At 42.5% G+C, this 20,713-nt stretch carries 27 protein-coding genes and 3 pseudogenes; 22 read left to right on the forward strand and 8 right to left on the reverse strand.

All coding sequences use genetic code 11. The features are described 5' to 3' along the window. Positions 1 to 171: 171 nt before the first annotated feature. Both A7975_RS35380 and A7975_RS34075 read left to right on the forward strand, forming a co-directional pair. Positions 172 to 384 (forward strand): annotated as a pseudogene (locus A7975_RS35380) (SDR family oxidoreductase); the annotation flags it as partial. Then, positions 350 to 439 (forward strand): SDR family oxidoreductase, encoded by a 90-nt coding sequence (locus A7975_RS34075; RefSeq protein WP_082198107.1) that lies wholly within the window; start codon positions 350 to 352, stop codon positions 437 to 439. The pseudogene A7975_RS35380 and the gene A7975_RS34075, both read left to right, overlap by 35 nt. A gap of 898 nt (positions 440 to 1,337) precedes the next feature. Here A7975_RS34075 and A7975_RS09425 read toward each other — a convergent pair. The 5 genes from A7975_RS09425 to A7975_RS35630 form a co-directional block, all read right to left on the reverse strand. Beyond that, a complete protein-coding gene (locus A7975_RS09425; RefSeq protein WP_255314240.1) occupies positions 1,338 to 2,156 on the reverse strand; it encodes a DUF6075 family protein in 819 nt (272 codons plus the stop codon). Beyond that, positions 2,081 to 2,326 (reverse strand): transposase, encoded by a 246-nt coding sequence (locus tag A7975_RS34805; protein WP_255314241.1) that lies wholly within the window; start codon positions 2,324 to 2,326, stop codon positions 2,081 to 2,083. Before A7975_RS34805 ends, A7975_RS09425 begins: the two co-directional genes overlap by 76 nt. A 380-nt stretch (positions 2,327 to 2,706) precedes the next feature. Continuing rightward, positions 2,707 to 2,862: an IS110 family transposase gene (locus A7975_RS34810; protein WP_255314242.1), complete on the reverse strand. Its 156-nt coding sequence runs from the start codon at positions 2,860 to 2,862 to the stop codon at positions 2,707 to 2,709. A gap of 779 nt (positions 2,863 to 3,641) precedes the next feature. Beyond that, a complete protein-coding gene (locus tag A7975_RS09430) occupies positions 3,642 to 5,279 on the reverse strand; it encodes an Rqc2 family fibronectin-binding protein (RefSeq protein ID WP_065385013.1) in 1,638 nt (545 codons plus the stop codon). Between the two features lie 44 nt (positions 5,280 to 5,323). Further along, a complete protein-coding gene (locus A7975_RS35630) occupies positions 5,324 to 5,446 on the reverse strand; it encodes an uL4 family ribosomal protein (RefSeq protein WP_141680266.1) in 123 nt (40 codons plus the stop codon). Positions 5,447 to 6,085: 639 nt separating this feature from the next. On the opposite strand from A7975_RS35630, the gene A7975_RS34080 reads away from it, so the two are divergent. From A7975_RS34080 to A7975_RS09455, 6 genes are all read left to right on the forward strand, one after another. Further along, entirely contained in the window at positions 6,086 to 6,235 is a 150-nt protein-coding gene (locus A7975_RS34080) for a hypothetical protein (RefSeq protein ID WP_176707704.1), read from the forward strand. A 423-nt stretch (positions 6,236 to 6,658) separates the two neighbouring features. Next, positions 6,659 to 7,882: a sensor histidine kinase gene (locus A7975_RS09435; protein WP_065385014.1), complete on the forward strand. Its 1,224-nt coding sequence runs from the start codon at positions 6,659 to 6,661 to the stop codon at positions 7,880 to 7,882. Then, positions 7,879 to 8,541, forward strand: coding sequence for a response regulator (locus A7975_RS09440; RefSeq protein WP_065385015.1), 663 nt, complete (start codon positions 7,879 to 7,881; stop codon positions 8,539 to 8,541). The genes A7975_RS09435 and A7975_RS09440 overlap by 4 nt, the downstream gene beginning before the upstream one ends. A gap of 253 nt (positions 8,542 to 8,794) precedes the next feature. Continuing rightward, positions 8,795 to 9,724, forward strand: coding sequence for an alpha/beta fold hydrolase (locus tag A7975_RS09445; protein ID WP_082198109.1), 930 nt, complete (start codon positions 8,795 to 8,797; stop codon positions 9,722 to 9,724). A 251-nt stretch (positions 9,725 to 9,975) separates the two neighbouring features. Next, the gene (msrB, locus tag A7975_RS09450) at positions 9,976 to 10,440 is read left to right on the forward strand and encodes a peptide-methionine (R)-S-oxide reductase MsrB (protein ID WP_065385016.1); all 465 of its coding nucleotides are present in this window, start codon (positions 9,976 to 9,978) and stop codon (positions 10,438 to 10,440) included. A gap of 153 nt (positions 10,441 to 10,593) precedes the next feature. Next, positions 10,594 to 10,980 (forward strand): DoxX family protein, encoded by a 387-nt coding sequence (locus tag A7975_RS09455; protein WP_065385017.1) that lies wholly within the window; start codon positions 10,594 to 10,596, stop codon positions 10,978 to 10,980. Between the two features lie 22 nt (positions 10,981 to 11,002). Here the strand turns inward: A7975_RS09455 and A7975_RS09460 are convergent, their stop codons facing one another. Beyond that, positions 11,003 to 11,455, reverse strand: a complete 453-nt coding sequence (locus A7975_RS09460) for a TetR/AcrR family transcriptional regulator (RefSeq protein ID WP_065385018.1) — start codon at positions 11,453 to 11,455, stop codon at positions 11,003 to 11,005. Between the two features lie 174 nt (positions 11,456 to 11,629). On the opposite strand from A7975_RS09460, the gene A7975_RS33595 reads away from it, so the two are divergent. From A7975_RS33595 to A7975_RS09475, 4 genes are all read left to right on the forward strand, one after another. After that, on the forward strand, positions 11,630 to 11,779 hold the full coding sequence (locus A7975_RS33595; protein ID WP_255314243.1) for an aldehyde dehydrogenase family protein: 150 nt from the start codon (positions 11,630 to 11,632) through the stop codon (positions 11,777 to 11,779). Between the two features lie 59 nt (positions 11,780 to 11,838). After that, entirely contained in the window at positions 11,839 to 12,735 is an 897-nt protein-coding gene (locus A7975_RS09465) for an alpha/beta fold hydrolase (protein WP_082198111.1), read from the forward strand. Between the two features lie 143 nt (positions 12,736 to 12,878). Next, on the forward strand, positions 12,879 to 13,061 hold the full coding sequence (locus A7975_RS34815; protein WP_065385019.1) for a hypothetical protein: 183 nt from the start codon (positions 12,879 to 12,881) through the stop codon (positions 13,059 to 13,061). 51 nt (positions 13,062 to 13,112) lie between these two features. Continuing rightward, positions 13,113 to 13,610, forward strand: coding sequence for a transposase (locus tag A7975_RS09475; protein ID WP_141680260.1), 498 nt, complete (start codon positions 13,113 to 13,115; stop codon positions 13,608 to 13,610). 218 nt (positions 13,611 to 13,828) lie between these two features. On the opposite strand, the gene A7975_RS09480 is transcribed toward A7975_RS09475, so the two are convergent. After that, positions 13,829 to 15,010 (reverse strand): MFS transporter, encoded by a 1,182-nt coding sequence (locus tag A7975_RS09480; RefSeq protein ID WP_065385021.1) that lies wholly within the window; start codon positions 15,008 to 15,010, stop codon positions 13,829 to 13,831. A 165-nt stretch (positions 15,011 to 15,175) separates the two neighbouring features. Here A7975_RS09480 and A7975_RS09485 point away from each other — a divergent pair, with 165 nt between their 5' ends. The 10 genes and pseudogenes from A7975_RS09485 (at position 15,176) to A7975_RS34460 (ending at position 19,374) form a co-directional block, all read left to right on the forward strand. Continuing rightward, entirely contained in the window at positions 15,176 to 15,361 is a 186-nt protein-coding gene (locus A7975_RS09485; RefSeq protein WP_065385022.1) for a type 2 periplasmic-binding domain-containing protein, read from the forward strand. Further along, positions 15,339 to 16,056: pseudogene (locus A7975_RS32970) on the forward strand (response regulator). The gene A7975_RS09485 and the pseudogene A7975_RS32970 overlap by 23 nt, the downstream one beginning before the upstream one ends. An 81-nt stretch (positions 16,057 to 16,137) precedes the next feature. Next, positions 16,138 to 16,599: a DinB family protein gene (locus A7975_RS09500; RefSeq protein WP_065385025.1), complete on the forward strand. Its 462-nt coding sequence runs from the start codon at positions 16,138 to 16,140 to the stop codon at positions 16,597 to 16,599. Between the two features lie 112 nt (positions 16,600 to 16,711). After that, entirely contained in the window at positions 16,712 to 16,909 is a 198-nt protein-coding gene (locus A7975_RS09505) for a hypothetical protein (RefSeq protein ID WP_065385026.1), read from the forward strand. An 18-nt stretch (positions 16,910 to 16,927) separates the two neighbouring features. Further along, positions 16,928 to 17,326, forward strand: a pseudogene (locus A7975_RS09510) (cache domain-containing protein); the annotation flags it as partial. Positions 17,327 to 17,389: 63 nt separating this feature from the next. Next, on the forward strand, positions 17,390 to 17,509 hold the full coding sequence (locus A7975_RS34820; protein ID WP_255314252.1) for a HAMP domain-containing protein: 120 nt from the start codon (positions 17,390 to 17,392) through the stop codon (positions 17,507 to 17,509). A 33-nt stretch (positions 17,510 to 17,542) separates the two neighbouring features. Continuing rightward, positions 17,543 to 17,956 carry a methyl-accepting chemotaxis protein gene (locus A7975_RS34085; RefSeq protein WP_065385028.1) on the forward strand — a complete coding sequence of 138 codons (414 nt, stop codon included), beginning with the start codon at positions 17,543 to 17,545 and terminating at the stop codon, positions 17,954 to 17,956. A gap of 6 nt (positions 17,957 to 17,962) precedes the next feature. After that, the gene (locus tag A7975_RS35385) at positions 17,963 to 18,160 is read left to right on the forward strand and encodes a methyl-accepting chemotaxis protein (RefSeq protein ID WP_082198113.1); all 198 of its coding nucleotides are present in this window, start codon (positions 17,963 to 17,965) and stop codon (positions 18,158 to 18,160) included. 161 nt (positions 18,161 to 18,321) lie between these two features. Continuing rightward, positions 18,322 to 18,471, forward strand: coding sequence for a hypothetical protein (locus A7975_RS34095; protein ID WP_176707705.1), 150 nt, complete (start codon positions 18,322 to 18,324; stop codon positions 18,469 to 18,471). Between the two features lie 714 nt (positions 18,472 to 19,185). Further along, positions 19,186 to 19,374 (forward strand): hypothetical protein, encoded by a 189-nt coding sequence (locus tag A7975_RS34460; RefSeq protein WP_065385030.1) that lies wholly within the window; start codon positions 19,186 to 19,188, stop codon positions 19,372 to 19,374. Positions 19,375 to 19,927: 553 nt separating this feature from the next. Here the strand turns inward: A7975_RS34460 and A7975_RS09530 are convergent. Then, positions 19,928 to 20,596 (reverse strand): TetR/AcrR family transcriptional regulator, encoded by a 669-nt coding sequence (locus tag A7975_RS09530; RefSeq protein ID WP_065385031.1) that lies wholly within the window; start codon positions 20,594 to 20,596, stop codon positions 19,928 to 19,930. Between the last annotated feature and the right edge of the window lie 117 nt (positions 20,597 to 20,713).

Consider the following 20,713-nt stretch of genomic DNA (forward strand, 5'->3'; position numbering starts at 1 on the left):
AATCTAATGAAAAGAATTTGATCATTATGGCATTGGTCTTAAGAAATTAAGAAATTAAGAAATTAAGAAATTACAAGCAATATATAAATATACAAGACGAAATAGCAAAGGAATTATTTTCTGATGAGAATAATCCTTTGCTATTTCTGATTATAACTTAAATATGCCGTTGAAGCTTTGACTAAGTCAGCTGCAATTGAAGTAGCGGAAAAGAACATTCGGATTAATTCGATTGCCCCTGCCATGACAAAAACGGAAATACTAGCATCTTTGGGAGAAGCAGCAGAAGAAGCATCCAGACAACTTGGACAAATGGTACCGTTGAAGAGAATCGCTAAAGCGGAAGAGATTGCAAAAGGTATCCGTTTATCTTCGGTCCGATGATGCTTCCTTTGTGACTGGGTCAACTTTGGTTGTGGATGGAGGTTTTACACTTTAATGGGCCCAGTTAGATTCCCAATAATAACGCTGGAGGAAAACGCAATGTAAGCTATTCAAGTAATAGCTTACGGGGCATGCGGATGCGGCATAGGCCTATACGGACCTCTCTTCCCAACGAACGATCGGAATGCTCTTTTTATTGCCTTGATATGAACTTTTGACGAATAGGGTGGTCTTCATTATCTACTTGATCTGTAAGGAGCAATATGAACGTCCATTCTGATTTTTCGGGCGATGGTAGAGGAATGTTTTATTATTTCTTTCTTATCCGTTTAACATAGATATTAGGGAGTAGTTCAGAGTTAAAGGATAATCCATTTGCCGTTCATTTTTTTTCGAAAGCAATTTCATGTGAAATAAATTTTTATCAACAAATTCACAAAAATATCTCTTCTATTCAGAGTCTTTGCGATAATTCGTGCAATCGTTCCTCAAGCCAAGTGTGATTACTTTGTAGATTTGTATATTCGGCACGTATGTGAGAAAAGGCTGGGGCAAGCAACTCATCATAGCAGTAGGATTTTTTGACAAAATTTATCGTTCGCTGCTGTGGCGAGAATGGGTCATTTAGTAGTTTCTCATCTGTGGTCACTAAATTATGATAAACCTCTTCAACCATTTTCTCGTGGAAAAAGATACAGAAGGATTCTACAGGAACCTCTGATTCAATGGTTATGGAGTATTCCTGACCATGATTTAATAGAAGTAGATGCCGGAAGCAAATCGTAAATAGATTTTCCAGGCTTCCTCACTTTGAGTCAGTTCCGCAATCACTGACCCGTAAAGATTCTGCAAGCGTTCCACTTTATGCATAATGATCCTCCTTTCCTTCTAGGTTGACTTGTGCCCAATTGAATTCTTCTAATGTTCCAAGTCGTAATCTACATGGTTATTCATTACGACTGTTGAATGTCGAGAAAATCATACGATTGTAAGCGGACATATTCAGGGTAACGCAATTTCACAGCCTCAAAGAAATAGGGGAGCAGGCCGGTGTCAAATAAGAAGTAAGGACTGTAATTTTGAGTACGATCATGACCATTCAGTTCATCACCGCTATAGCCGTTGTATAAATTGAAAGCGAGTCGCGTTAACTTGATAGAGGTGCTTGTTTGCCAGCTTTCGCTCATGGCGCTAAGTCGAATAGAGTGGATGCCTTCAATACTAATCCTTGGGTTAATTCGTTTTTTTACTTTAACTATAATTTTTAATAGCTGTGTAAGGCCGGTGGCTGACCAAAGTTGCGGGTTGACAGGGATTAACACTGAATCACTGGCGGCAAGAGCGTTTATGGTCAGTAGACCGAGTGATGGGTTCGTATCAATAATGATGTAGTCGTATTTATATTTCATTGGCTCTAATAAAGAGATCAGTGTTTTCTCGCCGCCCATCTCATCCCGTAAATTGATCTCTGCGACTGACAACTCTATATTGCTCGGAATTAAGTCAATATTCCCTCTTGAGTGAATGTACTCCGCGGCATCTGGTAACTGTTCATCAAGCATGATCGCATTCATAATATTGAACATAGAGAATTTGATCTGATCCGGCTGCTCAATACCGAAGCACATGGACAGATTGCCTTGAGGGTCGAAATCGACCAGTAATACTTTTTTTCCTTCATTAGATAGGGCGAAAGCTAAATTGTAGGCAGTAGTTGTTTTTCCTGTTCCACCTTTTTGATTTGCAATGGTGATGACGGTCGTTTTGGACATATTGAGCCGCGTTTGGTGATTTTATTTCGGGTTGCTGTAAATTTGCCAGAAGAAAAGACACTTGGATCAATCCCAGCAAACGCAACCAGCTTCTTATGATCGAACCGATCGATTTCTCCGATCTCAGCTAAAATTGTCGCAGCAATTTTGGTGCCAATGCCGGGTATCAATAATTGGATTAAATCATACTCCAGTAATTCTTCAGCCAGGGTCTCTATCGATTTATCAAGTTTCGTTAGGTGTTCCTGGTACTGAAGAAGTAAATTAATGAACAGCTCTAATGAGATTAAATGACTCGGAAATGCAGTCTCCCTGAAGGGATTTCACTGTGCTGCAGCCATTAGTTTCTGTGCCCGTTCAAGCGACCATCGGTTCGAGGCGACATCCCTAACAAGGCGTCGTAGTTCGCCTTAACGATTTCCTCGGACATCGCTAGCACGGATTGAGACGTTGGATACTGAGCCAGGAAACGAAGCGACACCTTAGAATATAGATCACCAAACACGACGTGATACTCTGGAAAGACTTGATCCAGTACCGCTTGAAACTGCTACTTTGCATGGACATACATTTCAGTCAATGACTCATGTTGCCGTGTCAGGTAACGCAGATTCATCAGATGCTGACCCCGTTTTTTGTAAGGCTCCAGCTCTTCTTTGTAGAACAATTCCCCCAGCTGGTAAGCGTCAGCAACATCCGTTTTCACCTTACGTATTCATCTTTTTCGCTTGGTGTGAAATTAACGGATTGATAACGATATACAGATATTGATGCTTATCTAGAAACTGAATCTATGATAATGGCCCGTTGCTTCTAACACAATGGCAGGACACTGTCCGGCAAAGGACTCCACGTTCTGAGCAAAGCGGAGGAAGAAAGCTAATCCCTCAAGATTGTGCTCAAATCGAAAGGTCTTTCCGTAGGCCGTTCCTCGATCTGAAAAAGCTTGTGCATGACTTTCCCCTTTAAATACATCTCCGATATTATATTCGCCGGCAACCCCTAACCTTCTTGTCGTCCACATTATCGCATGTGATTCGGATCATGGTCCCAACCAGCCTAATCATGGTTTAACAAGTAGGGGGGATGAACTTTATAGCTCTCGGGATCTAACTCCCACGGGCAGAAACGTTCGATCCCCCGTTACCGCTATCTTACGACTACACAAAAATGAGGTCTACCAGAAAGATCTGGTGACCTCATAATACGAACGGGCAGGATAGCGTGCCCATATCTTGATTTTTAGCTAAAGGAATCTATAGAATAATTCGGTAATATTAGTTTAATTTAGGGATTGAGTAGAGCCTTAATCTAATGGAGTGAGCATAGTTGCTATGTCTCTCAAAACAAAATCCCGTCCTATGAGAGGGTAGGCTTTTAGCAATATTTAGCATCTAGGCTTATGATAGGGTTTCCGATAGAAAAATACCATTTAGGTTGGGACAGCACAAATAGAATTGTCCGAAAGTAAAATAACTTAATAAGTTACGCCATCTGAACTAAATTTTCGGTCAGGAGCTTTTGAATAACTTCTTCCTTTGGCCTGACATAAATTGTTTTATGGGCTCCAAGTAACACCAATCCCATTGGGGCGCCTTTGGGCTTTTTAAGAGTCTTGACTTGACAATAATTTACTTCGACCGAATCAGAGGCCTTGATTTGAGAAAAGTAAGCAGCCAGTAAGGCCCCATAATATAATGTTTCTTCATCAGGTGTTGCGGTATTTATAACAACATGTGCTCCGTGATAACTTTTTACGTGCAGCCATAAATCCTCTTTCTTGGCATAATGGAAGGTTAGGTAATCATTCTGAATACTGTTCTTGCCTACGAAGATTTTAATATCATGATCGAATTGAAATGTCATAATGTTAGGCTTCCTGTTCTGCTTTTTCTTCGTTGATTGGTTTTTCTTTGCTTTGAAATAGCCGTGTTTTTCAAGCTCCCTGCGGATTTCTAATACATCTATGCTATCAGCCTGTTCAAGCCGGGACTCAAGCCGAAAAAAATAATCTGATTCCAGTTTACAAAGCACAATTTGCTCCTTGAGTTTGGTATGAGCAATTTTTCCTTTGTGGTATTTTTCATAGTATTTTTGAGCATTTTGTTTTGCACTCAGTTTGGTGTCTAACGGAATATGAAGCATTTCTCCTGTCATAAAATCCTTGAGATCGGCAGAAGCATCGTTGCGGGGCAGCAGATGATAGTATGTGTAAAGTAGATCCGCATAGGTACGATATTGTTCAAAATGCCCGACTTCAAGAACTGCTTGCTCCAATTTTGAAAGTTTTCGAGAGCGTTTAATTAATTCATTTCGTACCAATTGGAATAAACTCTCTGTTTGCTGACGAGTTTTCATTTTATAAAAGGCAATATCTACACCTTCCATAATTGGATAAAAACTCAATTTTCCCCTCAAGTGTGTTAGCGGAATGCAATGAAAATGGATACCCTGCTCTGTTTCCGACAAATAAAGCTTGTCGCTTCTATTTAGCTCATACATAATTTCGTAAAATGACTGCCCCTGTTGTATGCGGTATTGAAATTCACGGCTTAACAGAGGTGAAAAACCATGAAATTGTGTTACAAGTGACTCTGATTCATTTATGGAAGACGGCTGAAAAGGATTCTGTTTTCCACTATAATCAAATGGAAGGTGATAATCGGCTTCAGGTGAGAGTGTCCGCGCACTGGCTTTGCAGAGCGATGTTTGTTTCATTGCACCAATAATGTTATTCGCTTCATCGACAAGTATGATGTTTGCATCTTTGCCTAGTAGTTCAATGTAAAGTGAGAAGCGAACTGCCTCAACACTGATTTGAAAGCAGTATACTCGTTCAACACCGACCTGTTCCATACTTTGGATGACGCCAGCGCGTAGATGTTTTTCCAGTAATATCAAAAATTCAATTACCTGCTTCGATTCCGAATAATTTTCTTCTGTGAAATTTATACGGTTATTTTGAGAATGAATGCTGATAATCAACCTAAGTTTACGCTCGTTTGATTGTCCATCCAGGAGAATCTCCGTATCGGAAATCTGTAAGATCTTATTGATTGTCATCGGTAGATTAGTCTTGATTTCTTTATCAAGTTGATGCATTAGTAAACCGTCAAATGCCATGAATATTCCGCCTTTCATCAGAGATATTTACAATGGGTTGGAAATTATGATCTTGTATACATTACTGTAATTATTGTGACAGCATCTTTTGCGATAATGAGCTTGTCATCTCGTAGAATATCATACACATTCAGAATAATTGAAAATGCGGTTTCAACACCGGGAATATTGCTTGCGCTTTATTAACAATTTATCTGCTGCAGGTGTGACAATAAGCGCCTTCCTATCTGCACCTTTAATTGTTCTTCCAAATACTCTTTTAAAATGGGCGCAAAAAAAACGCCTGTACCGGCGCTTTACATGTGTGATTTCATTTCCTGAATACCGAATGAAATGTACTACATAAACAAAACCTATACATTGAAAGCCAAAAGTACGGTAGCAGATTATTCACATTTAGTGGAACAGCAAAACTTAAATATGACTTATTTACAATAGCATCCATTACTTTGACCTCCTTTGCACATTGTAGATACAATATTTTCGGCCAGTCATACATTCCGTACACTTAGAATATCAAATAACTTTGTAACTCACTATACACAAAATGTCTCTGTATCGTTTTGTATAAACAAAATAAACCGAGGGAACGACTCTATGTTGTTCCTTCGGTTTATTCATCATTACCTCGTATTCAATTGTAAAACCTCGTAATTCCCAGTATTTTAAGAATTTTTACAACCAGATCCTTGTTGCTACGCACATGCAGTGAATCATGTTGGGAAAACATCAGCCGCTGCCGAACAAATGACAGCAATCTCGCAGGAGTTCATGAGTTCGCCGCTTCGCTGCAGGAGATCGATCACTTGGCGTATCTTTCTAATGATCTTGCGCAAAAAATTTCGTCCGCAACGACAGAGCAATTCGCCGCAACGACGGAGCTTTCGGCTTCGGCCGACTCGATGAACCGGATTTCTGAGGAGATGCTCCTTCTGGTCAAGCAATTAAAGCTATAGTCGAGAGGAAAATCTCATGTACCATTTTATATTAAGTGTGGGAGCCATTCTCATGGATCCCACTTAGCAATGTAGTGGATTCGGTTGGGAATATGGTGTCGTTCATGAATGATATAATAGACAAAAAGTGTGTATATTGTTTATAATTATGTTTGATTAATATTAACAGGGGCTTTAGTCGTCAGCGCATATGCGTTAAAGTTTCTGACCACCCTATCGCAGGGTTCAAGAAAGCAAAGGCGTATAAGATCGAGCCTCATATGGAGAAGGTATATGAATATCCATATAAGGCCATCGGAAACGGAATAATTATAAAGGACTATATATCTTCAAGGACAATTGACAACAATAGGAGCTAAATAATTTGAACTTAAATTAGACAGTAATCATGCGTAAATTATAATGGGAGGGGAAATAGAGATAGTGCAACAAAAAACGGATAATTTACTTCGGAGTCCCCTCTTGTGGAAGCTTTTCTTTGGGTTAAAGCTCATTTTTGGTTTAATCATAGCAGGTATTTTTTATTTTGAAAATTCGAATATTGTATTTTGGGGCCTAAGTTTTGTTATCTTTTCAGTGGTAGCATTCTTTATTGTTTATCGGTTTTATGCCAAAATGAAAAAGCAAAATTTGCTTTTTCACCTTCTGATTTTAGATTTTTTGGTATCCGCATCGTATGGCTACGTTTTTATTGGCGGGGAAATTCCCAATTACCTGTTTGTTGGAATTACGGCATTAGCTATACTTATGTTTATAAAAAATACCCGCATACTTATACTCGCATGTGTTTTATTGATGTTATTCTTAGTTGTTACGATGGGTATTATTGACTGGTACTTGAATAAACGTCTCGATGAGGCCGGCTATTTTATAGCCTGCTCTTTTATTATTTTCGCATGCATCGTGACGGTTTTAATTAATTTCTACCAAAGGGCGCGCAGGGATACATTGCAACTGTATGCGCAATTAAAACAGTCCCATGTGCAATTGCAGGAAAATGCTCTCAAGGCGGAAGAGTGGGCGACAGCAAGAGAAAGAGTGCGAATCGCCAGAGAAATTCATGATACGGTAGGTCATAAACTGACGGCATTGTTGGTCCAAATGCAAGTGGCACGTAAGATAAGTACGATTGATCCAATACGCGGAGAACAGTCCTATTTGGAGTGCGAGGGATTAATTCGCTCATCTTTACAAGAAGTGCGATTATCGGTAAGGGCAATACGAGATGAACCTATTAAATCCACTTTTTTGAACGATAGCCTTGAAAAGCTGTCAGAGGAGTTTACCAAATATGCACAGGTCCATACTGATTTTAAAGTGGTTGGGATTCCCGTTGCCATTCCTAGCAATCTACAATTGACTGCTTACCGAATCGCCCAGGAATCGCTAACAAATGCTCAGAAACATGGAGATGCGAATCATGCTGAAATCTCGTTATCTTATTCTGACAACGGCTTTTTTCTTTGCGTAAGCAATGACGGTAAAGTGCCTGACGAACTAAAACCTGGGTTTGGGTTAATCAGCTTGCAAGAACGAGTGAAGGAGTGGAATGGAGAGGTGCATTTTAGGATGGATCCCATTAAGGGCTTCGCTGTTGAAGTCGAATTTCCATATTCTTTGATAGATGCGGAGCGTGAAATGAATTGAGGATTCTTATCGTTGACGATCAACGGATTTTGAGAGACGGGCTTGCGAAGATCATCGGCATGGAACCTGGTATGGAAGTGATTGGAACTGCAGTGGATGGAAGAGATGCCTATTCCAAAGTGGTGGAATGGCGGCCGGATGTGGTGTTAATGGACATTCGAATGCCGGGAATGGATGGCGTCGAAGGATCAGAATTGATTCTCAAGAATTTTCCCAAGACAAAGATATTGATTCTGACCACTTTCGATGACGCGGAATTGATTATTCAGGTTTTGGAAAACGGCGTCCATGGGTATTTATTGAAAGATATGCCTGCGGAAGCGATCATAAGCGCTATTCAAACCATCTACAATGGTGGAACAGTACTGCAACACGATATGACTTCGATGCTGCTAAAAGAGTTAAAGAAAATGTCTGAAATGAATCCGGAGAAAACGCATACCTTAAGTTGTGATGAACCGGAAGGGTTTGGGTCACTGACCTTACGGGAGAAAGAGGTACTGGCTTTATTGGGACAAGGATTGAATAATAAAGAAATCGCAAGCTCGCTGTTTCTTACGGAAGGTACAGTGAAAAATCATGTCTCAAATCTCATCGCCAAGCTCGGTCTGCGCGACAGAACGCAAGCTGCTGTATTTTCGGTTCGGCATCTCATTTAAACATCATAAGGCATGACTTTTGGCAGGTGGCATGAAATTTTTCATGCTTCAGTGATCAAAAGTCGTGCTTTTTCTTTTATAAATACATGACGTCTCACAGGTTTGTATTCTTTGGCTTCTTGTTAGAATCAATGTATAAGAAAAAGGAGGTGGAAAGCTGACTTTAAATAAGAAAAGCTCGATGAGCACCGTCAATAAGATAACTTAGCAAGAAAATAGGAACTAAACATTCAAATTCAGGAGGAAAGAAATCATGAAATTCATCAAGAGCAAAACCCTTTTAACCGCATCACTAGCAGCAGCAATCATCGTAACCGGGGTCGGTCTGGCAGGTAGCGCATCCAGACCAAACGTTGCGAATGCAGCTACTCCAAATTATTCCAATGAAGTCGCTGACACTGGTAGTGGACATTATGTCACCGTTGAAAAAAACACGAGGTTGTACGTTGAGGACGTAGGCAAAGGCAAACCGGTCATCTTTCTTCATGGTTGGCCGTTTAACCATGAGATGTTCGAATATCAACAAAATACGTTGCCTGCCAAGGGAATTCGGTTTATCGGAATCGACCTCAGAGGATTCGGCAAATCAGACCACACTTACAACGGCAATAACATGCAAACCTACGCGGATGATGTTCGTGCCGTAATTGAAAAACTCAATTTAAAAGACGCCACACTAGTAGGTTTCTCCATGGGATCAACCGTCGCAACCCAATATATGACCAAATATCATGACAACAGGGTTTCCAAATTAATTCTCACCGCTGCCCCCACGCCAAAATGGGGACTTCCGAAGGAAGTCATCGATGGCCTCGTAGCCAGTCTGATCCAGGACCGCCCTAAAACACTTGCAGTCGGCGCAGACACTTTCGTAACGAAGCCTTCTACGGAGTATATGGCATGGCTTAGTCAGTTGGGACTCGAAGCGGATGCCCACACAACCATCGAAAGCATTAAATCAGTGGCTGCCACGGATTTGACCGAAAAATTGAACCAAATCAAAGTGCCGACTCTTATTTTGCACGGCGTTCAAGATAAAACCGTTCCATTTGCAGTTGCGGAAGAATTGCATAAGGGAATCAATAACTCCAAGTTGGTGCCTTTCGAAAACAGCGGTCACGGGATTTTCTATGATGAAAAAGACAAATACAACGAACAGATCATTAATTTTGTCCGTCCATAACGGCTTTTATATAGAATAGGCGCTGACGTAAAAGTAAGTTCTAGAACTTGGCGGCGCTAGGGTTGCCACTCGTGCTCCGCCATATATAATCTTGGTACACTGCTGCCTACTTAACAAAGCTGAAGGCACTGAATTAATAAACAACGTAGAAATCGACTTCGAGGGAGTCTATCGATGCCAATATCGAAGTAGTTATGATCGTTGAGGTTAATTAGTGGACATAATCAATTCTTTGGGGTGGGGATATCTAAATGAAGAATAGTGCAAAGCAAAGTTTCAATAATGAATTTAACAAAGCAGAAAAGTTGAAGGCACTGACCAAAATTCAGTATTACGTAACTCAGAATAAAGCGGACGAGTCGCCTTTTCAAAACGAATATTGGGATAACGAAGAAGAGGGGATCTACGTAGATATTGTTTCGGGTGAGCCGTTGTTTAGCTCTAAGGACAAATATGATGCAGGTACAGGTTGGCCAAGTTTTACAAAGCCTTTGAATCCCAAAAATGTTAAACTAAAACGCAATTTTTTTTGGGGGATTGAAGTCAGAAGCCGTGATGCTGATTCCTTTCTAGGCAACGTGTTCAAGGATGGACCTCAACCAATGGGACTGCGATTTTGCATGAACTCTGCAGCCATGGATTTTGTTCCGAAAGTTGATCTTGTAAAAAGAGGTTATGGAGCTTATGCCACGCAATTTAACAAGCAGAAACTTTGATATCACTATTAATTTATGCAAATATTATTTAACTTAGGCGAAATCGCCGATCCGATGACGATGTCTTTCGTCCCAAAACGAGCTTGTTCGCGCTGAATGCGCTATCGAAGCGGCATAGAGTACAAGAAAAACGGAAAACGAGGAGCAGTTAAAATGAAAGCAATTAAAATCATCAATTGGATTTTTGTGGGCATTGTCAGTTTATATTTCTTTATAAGTGGTTTTGTAGATTTAGCTCATACTCCTCAAACTGTTGAGATAGTCACCAAGTTGGGGTATCCGGAATACTTTTTGAATGTACTTGGAATCGCAAAAGTTCTGGGAATTATCGTGCTACTTGTTCCAAAATTCAATAGATTAAAAGAGTGGGCGTATGCTGGATTCACTATCGATGCCATATCGGCTATCTGGTCAAACATTGCGAGTGGCTACCCTGCGGAAAGCATTGCAGCTGTTGTAGCGATTGTGCTTCTAATGGCCTCCTACATCGTGTTCCGCAAACTTCAAAACGAAATCCATTTGAGATCCGGCAACGTATAAAAACGAAAAGACAGAGCAGGTTTTACACCTGATCTGTCCCTTGACGAATAGTGGTCTGATTACTCAAGAGAAATTTGGTGCCGACGATTTCCCGAAGGAGGATATTGTCTTGCAACAGGATAATATTCAATTCAGGAAAAACCGATTGTGACTCTAGAAGGAAAACCTCCGTAATCTTCCCGACGAGCATTATGGACTGTTCGAATAGTTGCTGAAACAAAACCCCGAATGATTCTTCGTTATTCTCCGGTTTACGATCTTCCAACCGCTCAATGTAATCCGTGAAAACACGAACGACACCCTCAATCACTTCTTCTTTTGAAGAAAAATATTTATACATTGTTGCCCGGCTAACATTCATCAACTTGGCGATGTCTTCCATTCTTAAATGTTGAAAGCCTTCATTTATAAAAATTGAGACTTTCTTCAGCAATTTTGGTTTTTGACCCGTATCGATTTCTGGAATGTTATTCAATTCACAGCCTACTCCAGAGAAACTTTACCCCATTATACAAAAATGCGATATAGATATACACATATATTAATAAGACATTTTATATATTTTTTGTTTACTTTGATTTAAGATGGTGTTATTTTTATTGGTGTTCGGACAGGAGGGATTGATGACACAGAAACAAAAGGTAACCAGGTGAAGCGTAAAGCGAATGAGCTAGCGTCCCGGAATCAAGCCGGCGTCGTGCTTATTAACGGATCAGGCTTTGAAATGAAAGCTCCCTGCGGAGGCTTCAAGCATTCAGGTATCGGTCGCGAGTACGGCGTTCTCGGTATGGAAGACTGATTGGAAACAAAACGATTACCGGATTCGATCTGCAAATGTAACGGAAAGAGGGGATATTCATGGCTGAATCTCATTTTCAAGACTCCATGGGTGCCATTGCACCGGTTATGCAAGAGGTTGTAATAGATGGAGTTCGGCAAGTTTACCATGTTGCGGGAGAGGGACCGGTCTGTCTGGTTCATGCAGGAGGACCTGGTTTCCATTGGAGCTACATGCGAATGCCGCTATTGGAAAAATCGATGAAAGTCATCTATTTGGAGCCCGTAGGCACAGGAAATTCCGATAACCTGCCTGACGGAGATTACAATATGTCGAAGTATGCTTACTTTGCGCATAAAGTAGCCGAATATATAGGTGCGCATCAACCCTTTTTCCTGGGCCACTCGCATGGCGGTTTTGTAGGTCTTCAATATGCGCTGGATTATCCGGATCAACTCGGAGGTCTTATCCTTTACAGTTCGGCTCCTTGCATGAATCAAGAGCTTGGAATGGAGCAGGTTCAACAGCTCGAGATTTTCACTCAGCGTTGGACGGATCGTCCGGAAGCACAAGATACGAAGCAGGCATGGATGGATATGATTACGGGTAAAGCGCAGGATAGAGAAGCGATTTTGAAGGTTCTAGGGCGCTTGATGCCTGCTTTCTTCGGTAACTATTGGAAACTGCCGGATGAAGTTAAAGAATGGCAAGCTGAGTTGGATTTCTCCGTGGACCCGAATCGCAAGCCGTATATGTGGGATTTTCGTGATGCCTTAGAAACCATTCACAACGCCACCCTGATCCTTGTCGGCGAGTACGATTTTAACTGCGGACCGCGTTGGGCCGAGGAAATGGATGAGAAAATCCCGGCCTCGCAGCTCGTGATGTTTGAACAAGGCGGACATATGAATCATGTGGAGACTCCGCAAGAGTTTGTCAATGCAGTCAATGACTTTGTCTCGCAAGCCTCCAAATAACGAATAAGCATCATGCACTTGATCGATTAGGATAGGACTACGATGGGATTATAGATGAATGGAAGTATATAACACGCACACTTGGCGCTGATATTGTCTGCTTAGATAATGAAACGTTATTTGATTCGGGAAAATTCCGGACCATGGCCGACTTTGGAAAAGTGATGGAGGATCAGTTTCTTAGCTTGCTCGCTTACGTGGCAGAGCAAGAAAGAAAAAAGAATCATATCCGCCAAGCTGAAGGAATTGCAGTAGCAAAATCTGAAGGCGATATGTTTGACCTACCAAGAAAAGAGATTGATGCAAGATTCATTATAATCCTCTAGTATTGGAAATCTGAATTTATTACTGCTTTGGAAGCTAAGGAAGTATTGAAATTGACGCATAGTACTCTTTATCGTCGTGTAAGGGAATGTGAAGCGTCGGCTATCATACGAAAGATGAAGCGTTACGATGACGGTCATCCGCAGCTCGAACTGGATCTTTTCTGGCAGTATGAAGCGATGGTGACCACTGAAGCGTGGGAAGCCATTGACGTCTGGCGGTTCTATAACCAGCGTTGCTGCATGGAGAACTACATCAAGGATGGCAAAAATGGATTTGCCATTCACCGTATTCCGACACTGTCCTTTGCTGCCAATGAGATTGATCTTTTGCTCAAGCTGCTGGCCTACAATCTATTCGAGCGCTTCAAGCTGCAATGTTGGAATCCGATTCATCGTTCCTTTACGATCCATCAATTTCGACGGGAGTTTATTCATTGTGCTGGGGTGCTGGTACGAAGCGGACGCCAATTCACGTTAAAGCTGGCGCAATCGTTTCAAAACAAGTGGGCATGGCTTCGAATGGAACAAAAAAGTATTTTATTGGAATGATCGATAATCCCAAAATTAGTCTTGGAAATGCCGTTGCTTCTTCGTCTGGGGAGGGGCTAGTGTGTGCTTATAACGCAATTAGATGGGAAAATGATACAACAATCATCCATAAATAGTTAAAACTTCCTGATCGTCCCAACCTAGGTGCTTAGTATTATAGGATTTCGTAATTTAGGTTTATTCGTGTATAGAACTATGGAAGATTGAAATAGACATCGTTAACGCAAATGAGAGGCTGCCTTCCTATTGCCAACCAGCACTTGAACGGCAATCTGCAATACGATGACGATGCCTAGAAGATAGAACGGCTGCACGAAGCTTCCGGTTATATCATGGATACGACCGATTAGGATCGGTCCTGCCGCTCCGAGAATATATCCGCCGGATTGCACCATCGCAGACCAAGCGTTAGCCTCTCCTACGCTGCGTGTCTCATCAATTGGCAGCATGAGTGCGATAGGGAACAGGCCGCCGGAACCAATGCCAAGTGGAATAGCAGCAAGCCATGGACTGATGGACAGATTAAGCATCAGAATGCCTATCAGCTCAAGTAAAGAGCAGCCGATCAGCCACCACAACCGTCTCTGGAAGCGTTGGACAGCTATAGGAATTAATAAGGTAGCTGGCAGGGAGATAAGCGTTAATAGCGTCTGGATGCTGCCGGCCGTTTCTTTCGTATATCCCATACTTATAGCAGCTGGTGCAAACCAGGTCGTTATGGAATAGAAAATGGCGGCCATAAGTCCAAAGAACAGCGTTAGTATCCACGCTCTGAGATTTCTCAGAGGAGTGCGCTCGGTACTGATGGCAGCAATGGAAACGGTTATGCGTTCATGCTGCTCTCTCCGCTTAGTCGCTGCTAGCTGCATCCAGACGGGGATCGTGATGATGGCAAGCAATGCCCATATGCTAAGCGAAGCGTTCCACGAACCACGGAACAGCTTCTGCAGAGGTACTGACAGCCAGATGCTGAAGACTGCTCCGAATACCATTGCAGTTGAATATACACCGACCATGGCGGAAGCACGACTGGGGAAGTGGCGCTTAATAAAGCCGGACAATAAAGGACCGGCTATTGCAATGCCTACACCAGTCAGGAAAGAGGTTGCTAGTAAGGTGGATATGGTATCTGCTATAAGACGAAGGCTGGTGCCAATCCCTATTAGCAATAGTGCGGCCAACATCGCTCCTTCCGTGCCCCATCGTTTATTAAGCTTGACGGCAAGCGGGGCGAATATCCCCATGCAGAGGACGGGGAGGGAGGTCAATAAGCTGATCATCGAACCGGAAATGCCTAGTTCATCTTGAATCGTTCCGAGGAGCGGCGGAATTGAAGTGATGGAAGGTCGTAAATTAAGCGCCGCTAGAACAAGCGCAAGGATCAAATAAATAATTCGCATGGAACAAGTCACCTCTGAAGTTAATATGCATCTAAGAGCTAAGGGAACTAGTATTTCACAATACAATTGTTTCTATTATAGTGATTGGAAATCCCAATGATTAAGGGTGGTTGTAATGGAGATTCGTCAGTTGGATTGGAATACAGTAGTGAGATGGTTCGCCACTTGGAGAATACTCAGGATGCCCTGGCAGAATTGCGTATCGGGCAGCGGGGAACATTGGTAGTCGGCGTGCATCCGTCAGATTTGGATTATCATATCACGAAGCAATTGATTGATTTTCATGCTGATTTTCCCAAGGTCAAGCTGCAGCTGGTTACCTCTATTAATGAAGGTTCTTATAGTGGATGATCAGAGATTAATGAGGGAAGGGTTAGCCACGATTCTTGATCTGGAGCCAGGCATTAAGGTGGTCAGTACGGCGGTTGACGGAAGAGACGCATATGCCAGAACAATGGAATGGCGCAATGATGCAGTATTAATGGATATCCGAATGCCGGTAATGGACGGTGTGGAAGCCTCGGCGATAATTCTCAAACATTATCCTGAAACAAAAATCAAAAATATTAATCTTAACTACGTTTGACGATGCGGAATTGATCATGCTTGCTTTGGAACAAGGGGTGCACGGTTACTTATTAAAGAATATGCAATCCGAAGCCATCGTTAGCGCAATTCATGCCGTCTGCAACGGAGGAACGGTGCTTCAACCCGATATTACCTCAATGCTACTGAAAGAACTGAAAAAAATACCAAACGGGAATAAGTCGCATTATTTTTCATTTCAGAAGGGCGATCAAGAATGGCTCCCAAGTCTGACGAAACGGGAGAAAGAGGTTTTGACTCTTCTTGGACATGGTCTGAATAATAAAGAGATTGCGGAGTCGTTAAATATTGCGGAAGGGATCGTAAAAAATCATTTGTCTAGCTTGATGGCGAAACTTGGGCTGCGAGACAGAACGCAAGCAGCTATTTATGCTGTTCACCCTCTCCTGCAAGGCATTGACATGACTTCTGGCATAGATAATGGCCACTCAAATTCATGACGATTCGCACATTTGTTTATGCGATAATCTTGTTACAATCCATAGTAAACAACGAATGACATTATAAGGAGGACAAGTTGGATGAGAACGGATTTTGTATTTCATAATTTGAACAATCAATACGGCCAATTGCTGGAGCTTGCTGCGAAATGTCCGGTGGATGGACGCCATACGGTACCGGAAGGCTTCAACAATCATATTCACTGGCATCTGGGGCATGTGTTAGTCTCAACCGAGCTTCATATCCTCTATCTATCGGACAATGCGCAGGAGATGACTTTTCCACCCGAATACCTGAAGCTCTTCGGTTACGGTACCAAACCTTCCGATTGGCAGACGGACCCGCCAGTTTGGGAACTGTTAGTTGCTCAATTGAAGGAACAGCTGGGCCAATTGGAAGCGTGGCTGAAGGATAAGCTTGATACGCCTGTGAAAGACAACTTCTTCAAAGCCGAAACGTTGGGAGAACTGGTTATTTCTACGACTGTGCACGCGTCTTGGCATGTAGGCAATGTCTCGGCTATCCTGAAAGCGTTGAAGTAGGAACAGATGCCCGACAACATTCAGCTACAGCAGTTCAAAGGTTACTTTGGACTGCTGTTTTCTTATTGACCTCAATGGCAGCGAGACGACTACGACCTTAGGAGGAAATTACTTGAGACGACAGGAAAACCGAAGGCGGTTCACGATTCAGAATAAATTGCTGTTCATCATCTTATCCGTTCTGATCGTTCCGATGCTGACGATGGCGGCGATGAGCATTTGGATATCGTCGCGCGAAAGCGATGTTCAGATGAAGACCAACCTGCGCAATACGGTCAAGATGGCTTCCGAAATGATGTTGTCATTCTAAGATTCTGTATCAAGAGGCGCGATCAGCAAAGAGGGGGCGCAGGAGCAAGTGAAGCAACTGCTTCTCGGTCCCAAACAATCGGACGGATCGAGGACGATCAATACGAATATCGACATCGGGAAACACGGCTACTTCTTTGTCCTCAACGATCGCGGCGATTTGCTGGCACATCCTTCGCTTGAGGGACAGAACTTGTACGATCAGCAGACGAGCGACGGTTTCTACCATATTCGTGATATGCTTTCGAAGAGCGGGCAGCCAGAGGGAGGGTTCACGGTCTACAAGTGGCCACTGCCGGATTATTCCAAGGAAGATATGAAAATTGCCTATTCGCTGAAGGACGCGGAATGGGGCTGGACCATTGTTGCAGGCTCGTACATACAGGATTACAATTCGGGTCAGAAACGCATCATTCAAGGAACGTTGTATACGCTAATCGGCTGTCTTGTCGTAGGCACGCTTATTGTTATCATGTTCGCCATGCAATTCTCGAAGCCGATTGTTGCGTTAACTCGTCAAGTTGGCAAAATTGCCGAAGGCGACTTATCGTCAGAAGGGGAGCCATTCATCCGCAGCAGGGATGAAATTGGCGACTTGTAGAACTCCTTCCTTGCGATGAGAGACAGCTTGCGAATGATGACGCGGGAATTGCTCGTCCACGCCGACACCTTGTCTTTGGCTTCCCGCGATCTGTCGTCGACCTTCGCGGTGACAACCGCGGCAACAGATCGTATTTCCCTGTCCGCGCAGGATGTCGCCGCGAGCAATGAAACGCAGAAGAGAAGCTTACAGGAAAGCTCGCTAGCCATGGAGGAGCTGTCGGAGGACGCCCAGCGTATCGCCGCTTCCTCTTCGCTCGCCCATGAGGCATCGCTTGCTACATTAAGCCATGCGGAACAAGGTAACGAGCTCATCACCCGGTCAACGGAACAAATGGTCGCCGTTACTACGAATGTAGCGGGGCTGTCTTCCATAGTTGGCAAACTCGGCGAGCGGTCGCAGCATATCGGAGAGATCGCCGAAGCGATAACGGAGTTGTCCTCGTAGACGAATCTGCTCTCGCTCAACGCGACGATCGAGGCGGCAAGAGCGGGTGAACAGGGCAAAGGCTTCGCTGTGGTGGCCGATGAGGTGAGGAAATTAGCCGAACGTTCGCAGCAGTTCACGATGCAGGTTGCGGTGCTTATTAAGGATACCGCGTGGATATCGGCAAAGCGGTTGCGACTATGGACAAGGGAGAGCGCGAAGTAGAAGCGGGTGCGCAGCTTATTCGGCATACAGGCGAAGAGTTTAACCGGATTTAGTTAGCGACGCGCAGCGCGGTGCATCATGTGCAGCAGACATCCGCGGCGTCCGAACAAATATCCGCAAGCTCGCAGGAATTGAATGCGTCCTTGCTGGAGATCGATCATATGGCGGTGCGATCCAACGATCTGGCGCAGAGGATCTCGGGATCCGCCGCCGATCAATTGGCTTTTACGGAGGAGATTGCGGCATCGGCCGAATCGATGAACCGCATCTCTGAGGACATGCTGCAGCTGGTGCAGCGACTCAAGCTGTGAGTCTAAATGAAGGTTGGCAACTGGAGCGCTCGATTGGCTTCAATTAATGGCTCTTACTTCTACATTCCGCCGTCTTACAATCTAATTAATCTTTAATCCGACGATCTGGGCTTAATGAGATTATTGGTAACGTATACCAAACATTGATAGGTTGAAGTAAAACCCAATTATGTGGCGGCATATTGGTCGGGATCATATATGCTCACACGGAGGAGGTGGATAGAGGCCATGTATTCCACCTGATCGACGATCTCCTACGGGTTGTTCACCACGACCGTACCATACACATCGACGCGTTCCGCAACACAAACGCCAGTTGAGAGCCTGACGGCAGCTATATCGGCCCGATAGAGCTACTGGTTTTCGGGATGAAGCCGATTCTCACCTACTTCGGCAAAAGAAGAATTGACGTGTCGACGAAAGGTCTGAACAGAATGCCTATAGAAACGTCGTGTACTCGCCTACTGGCACTACTCACCGTTGCTTCTGTACCACGGTAAAATCGTCGGAGGCGTAAGAGTCGATGTGAACGCTGTGGCCTGGGGTAAAAGGCGCGTCCTTCGATTCCAGACAACCTGTTCTGTGACGAGCTGACAAGGCATCCTGGCTCAGAATGTTTCGTCTTCGTTAACCGATACGTCATAATTAGGCAATGCCTAGTATGCCAATCTTATGAGGTATAGGGAGGTTAATCGATTTGGTGAATTGTAAAGTATGACGACACAATCAGAAGTTGAATATTTTGTGAAAGAAATGCTAAAGGCCGATGTAGAGAATACTTATTTGCTAAAAATTGCGCATCAAATATTCCCATCTTGGAGTATTGAAAAATTAAACCAAATAATTAGGGACATAGAAAAATCAATTGATATATCACACGAAAAACGGCTACATGGTGATTGAGGCAAGCATACCAAATGAAGGATCTAGGAATCAATACGGGATACGTGGCGATGTTCGATGAATACTCGTCAAGATTGCTGAAAACAGTTCGATGATCCCGACCGATCAATATTTTCATACATTGGATGCAGATGGTGTAGCTGTGTCATCGGATTTCTTTCGATCACTATTTGTATTTTTATAAGGTTCTAGGATTATATTCGAAACCTTTTCTTATTGATGACTTGTTAGATGATTAACCGTACATTTTAATATTTGTACTTATTTTATCAATAATAGTTATAGCTTCTTGATGAAGAGCAATGGATGGTTTATGAACTTTATATTTTTAATAGTTGCTAGTTTTTTTTATTTGAGGGATGTTGGGCCGAGAAGGCAATCTTGTTTGAGAAGAGGCAGATGGTTCAGAAAGTTTAGGGAGGGCCGCGGAAATCGCGGCTCTTTTTATTTTATGTCATAAAATTCAAGGAAAGAGACTTTCCGGACGAGATAGATACATTAACAACTTATGAAGTTAATGTATTTATTTCACTTATAATTCAAGATCCGTTTTTTACAATGTTCGATTAAATTTTTCAACCTTATACTCAATAATTGGTTTGATTTTGGAATCGTCAACGATTGATAACTTATCTGCTTTAAATAATTGAATTTTTTTGAAGTTGTAATAATCATAAAGAACTTGCTCAATGGATACTTGGTTATAAAGTAAATACTTCGTATTGATTATCTCTCGAAGCAAGATATTGTCTTGGAGTAAGATGAATTTTTCATTAATTTGATTGAAAATACCTTTGTTTTTTCCATCTTGATAGAACTCCAAGGTTTGTTGTTCACGTTTGTTCAGGGTTCCTTTAAGCTGATCGTACAAATCGGGATAGGCAGCTTGAAGATCCTTAAGAAATACATCTGTAATTTTTCCAACAAGCGAAACCGATTGTTCAAACAATTGTTGGAACCAGATTCCGAATGATTCTTCATCATCTTCCACGGTCCGATCTTCTAGCCTATCTATATAATCCACAAAAACACGTACAACACCCTCGATGACTTCTTCTTTTGATGAAAAGTGTTTATACATTGTGGCACGACTTACGTCCATAGATTTTGCAATGTCATCCATTCTCAACTGTTGAAAGCCTTCCTTCATGACGGTTGAGATTAATTTTTTTAGTAATTTTTTTCTTGTTTGATCTTGCTGGTTCTCGATGATCTTGTTCATGTAGGTTTCCCCCTCTCAATAGTTCTTCTTCTTATTATACATAAATACTCGCCATTTATACAACAGTTACATAATAGACATTTTAGATATAAATTGTTTACTTTAATTTTATTTCGT

The organism is Bacillus sp. FJAT-26390 (assembly GCF_001682865.1).
Lineage (GTDB): Bacteria > Bacillota > Bacilli > Paenibacillales > Paenibacillaceae > Pristimantibacillus.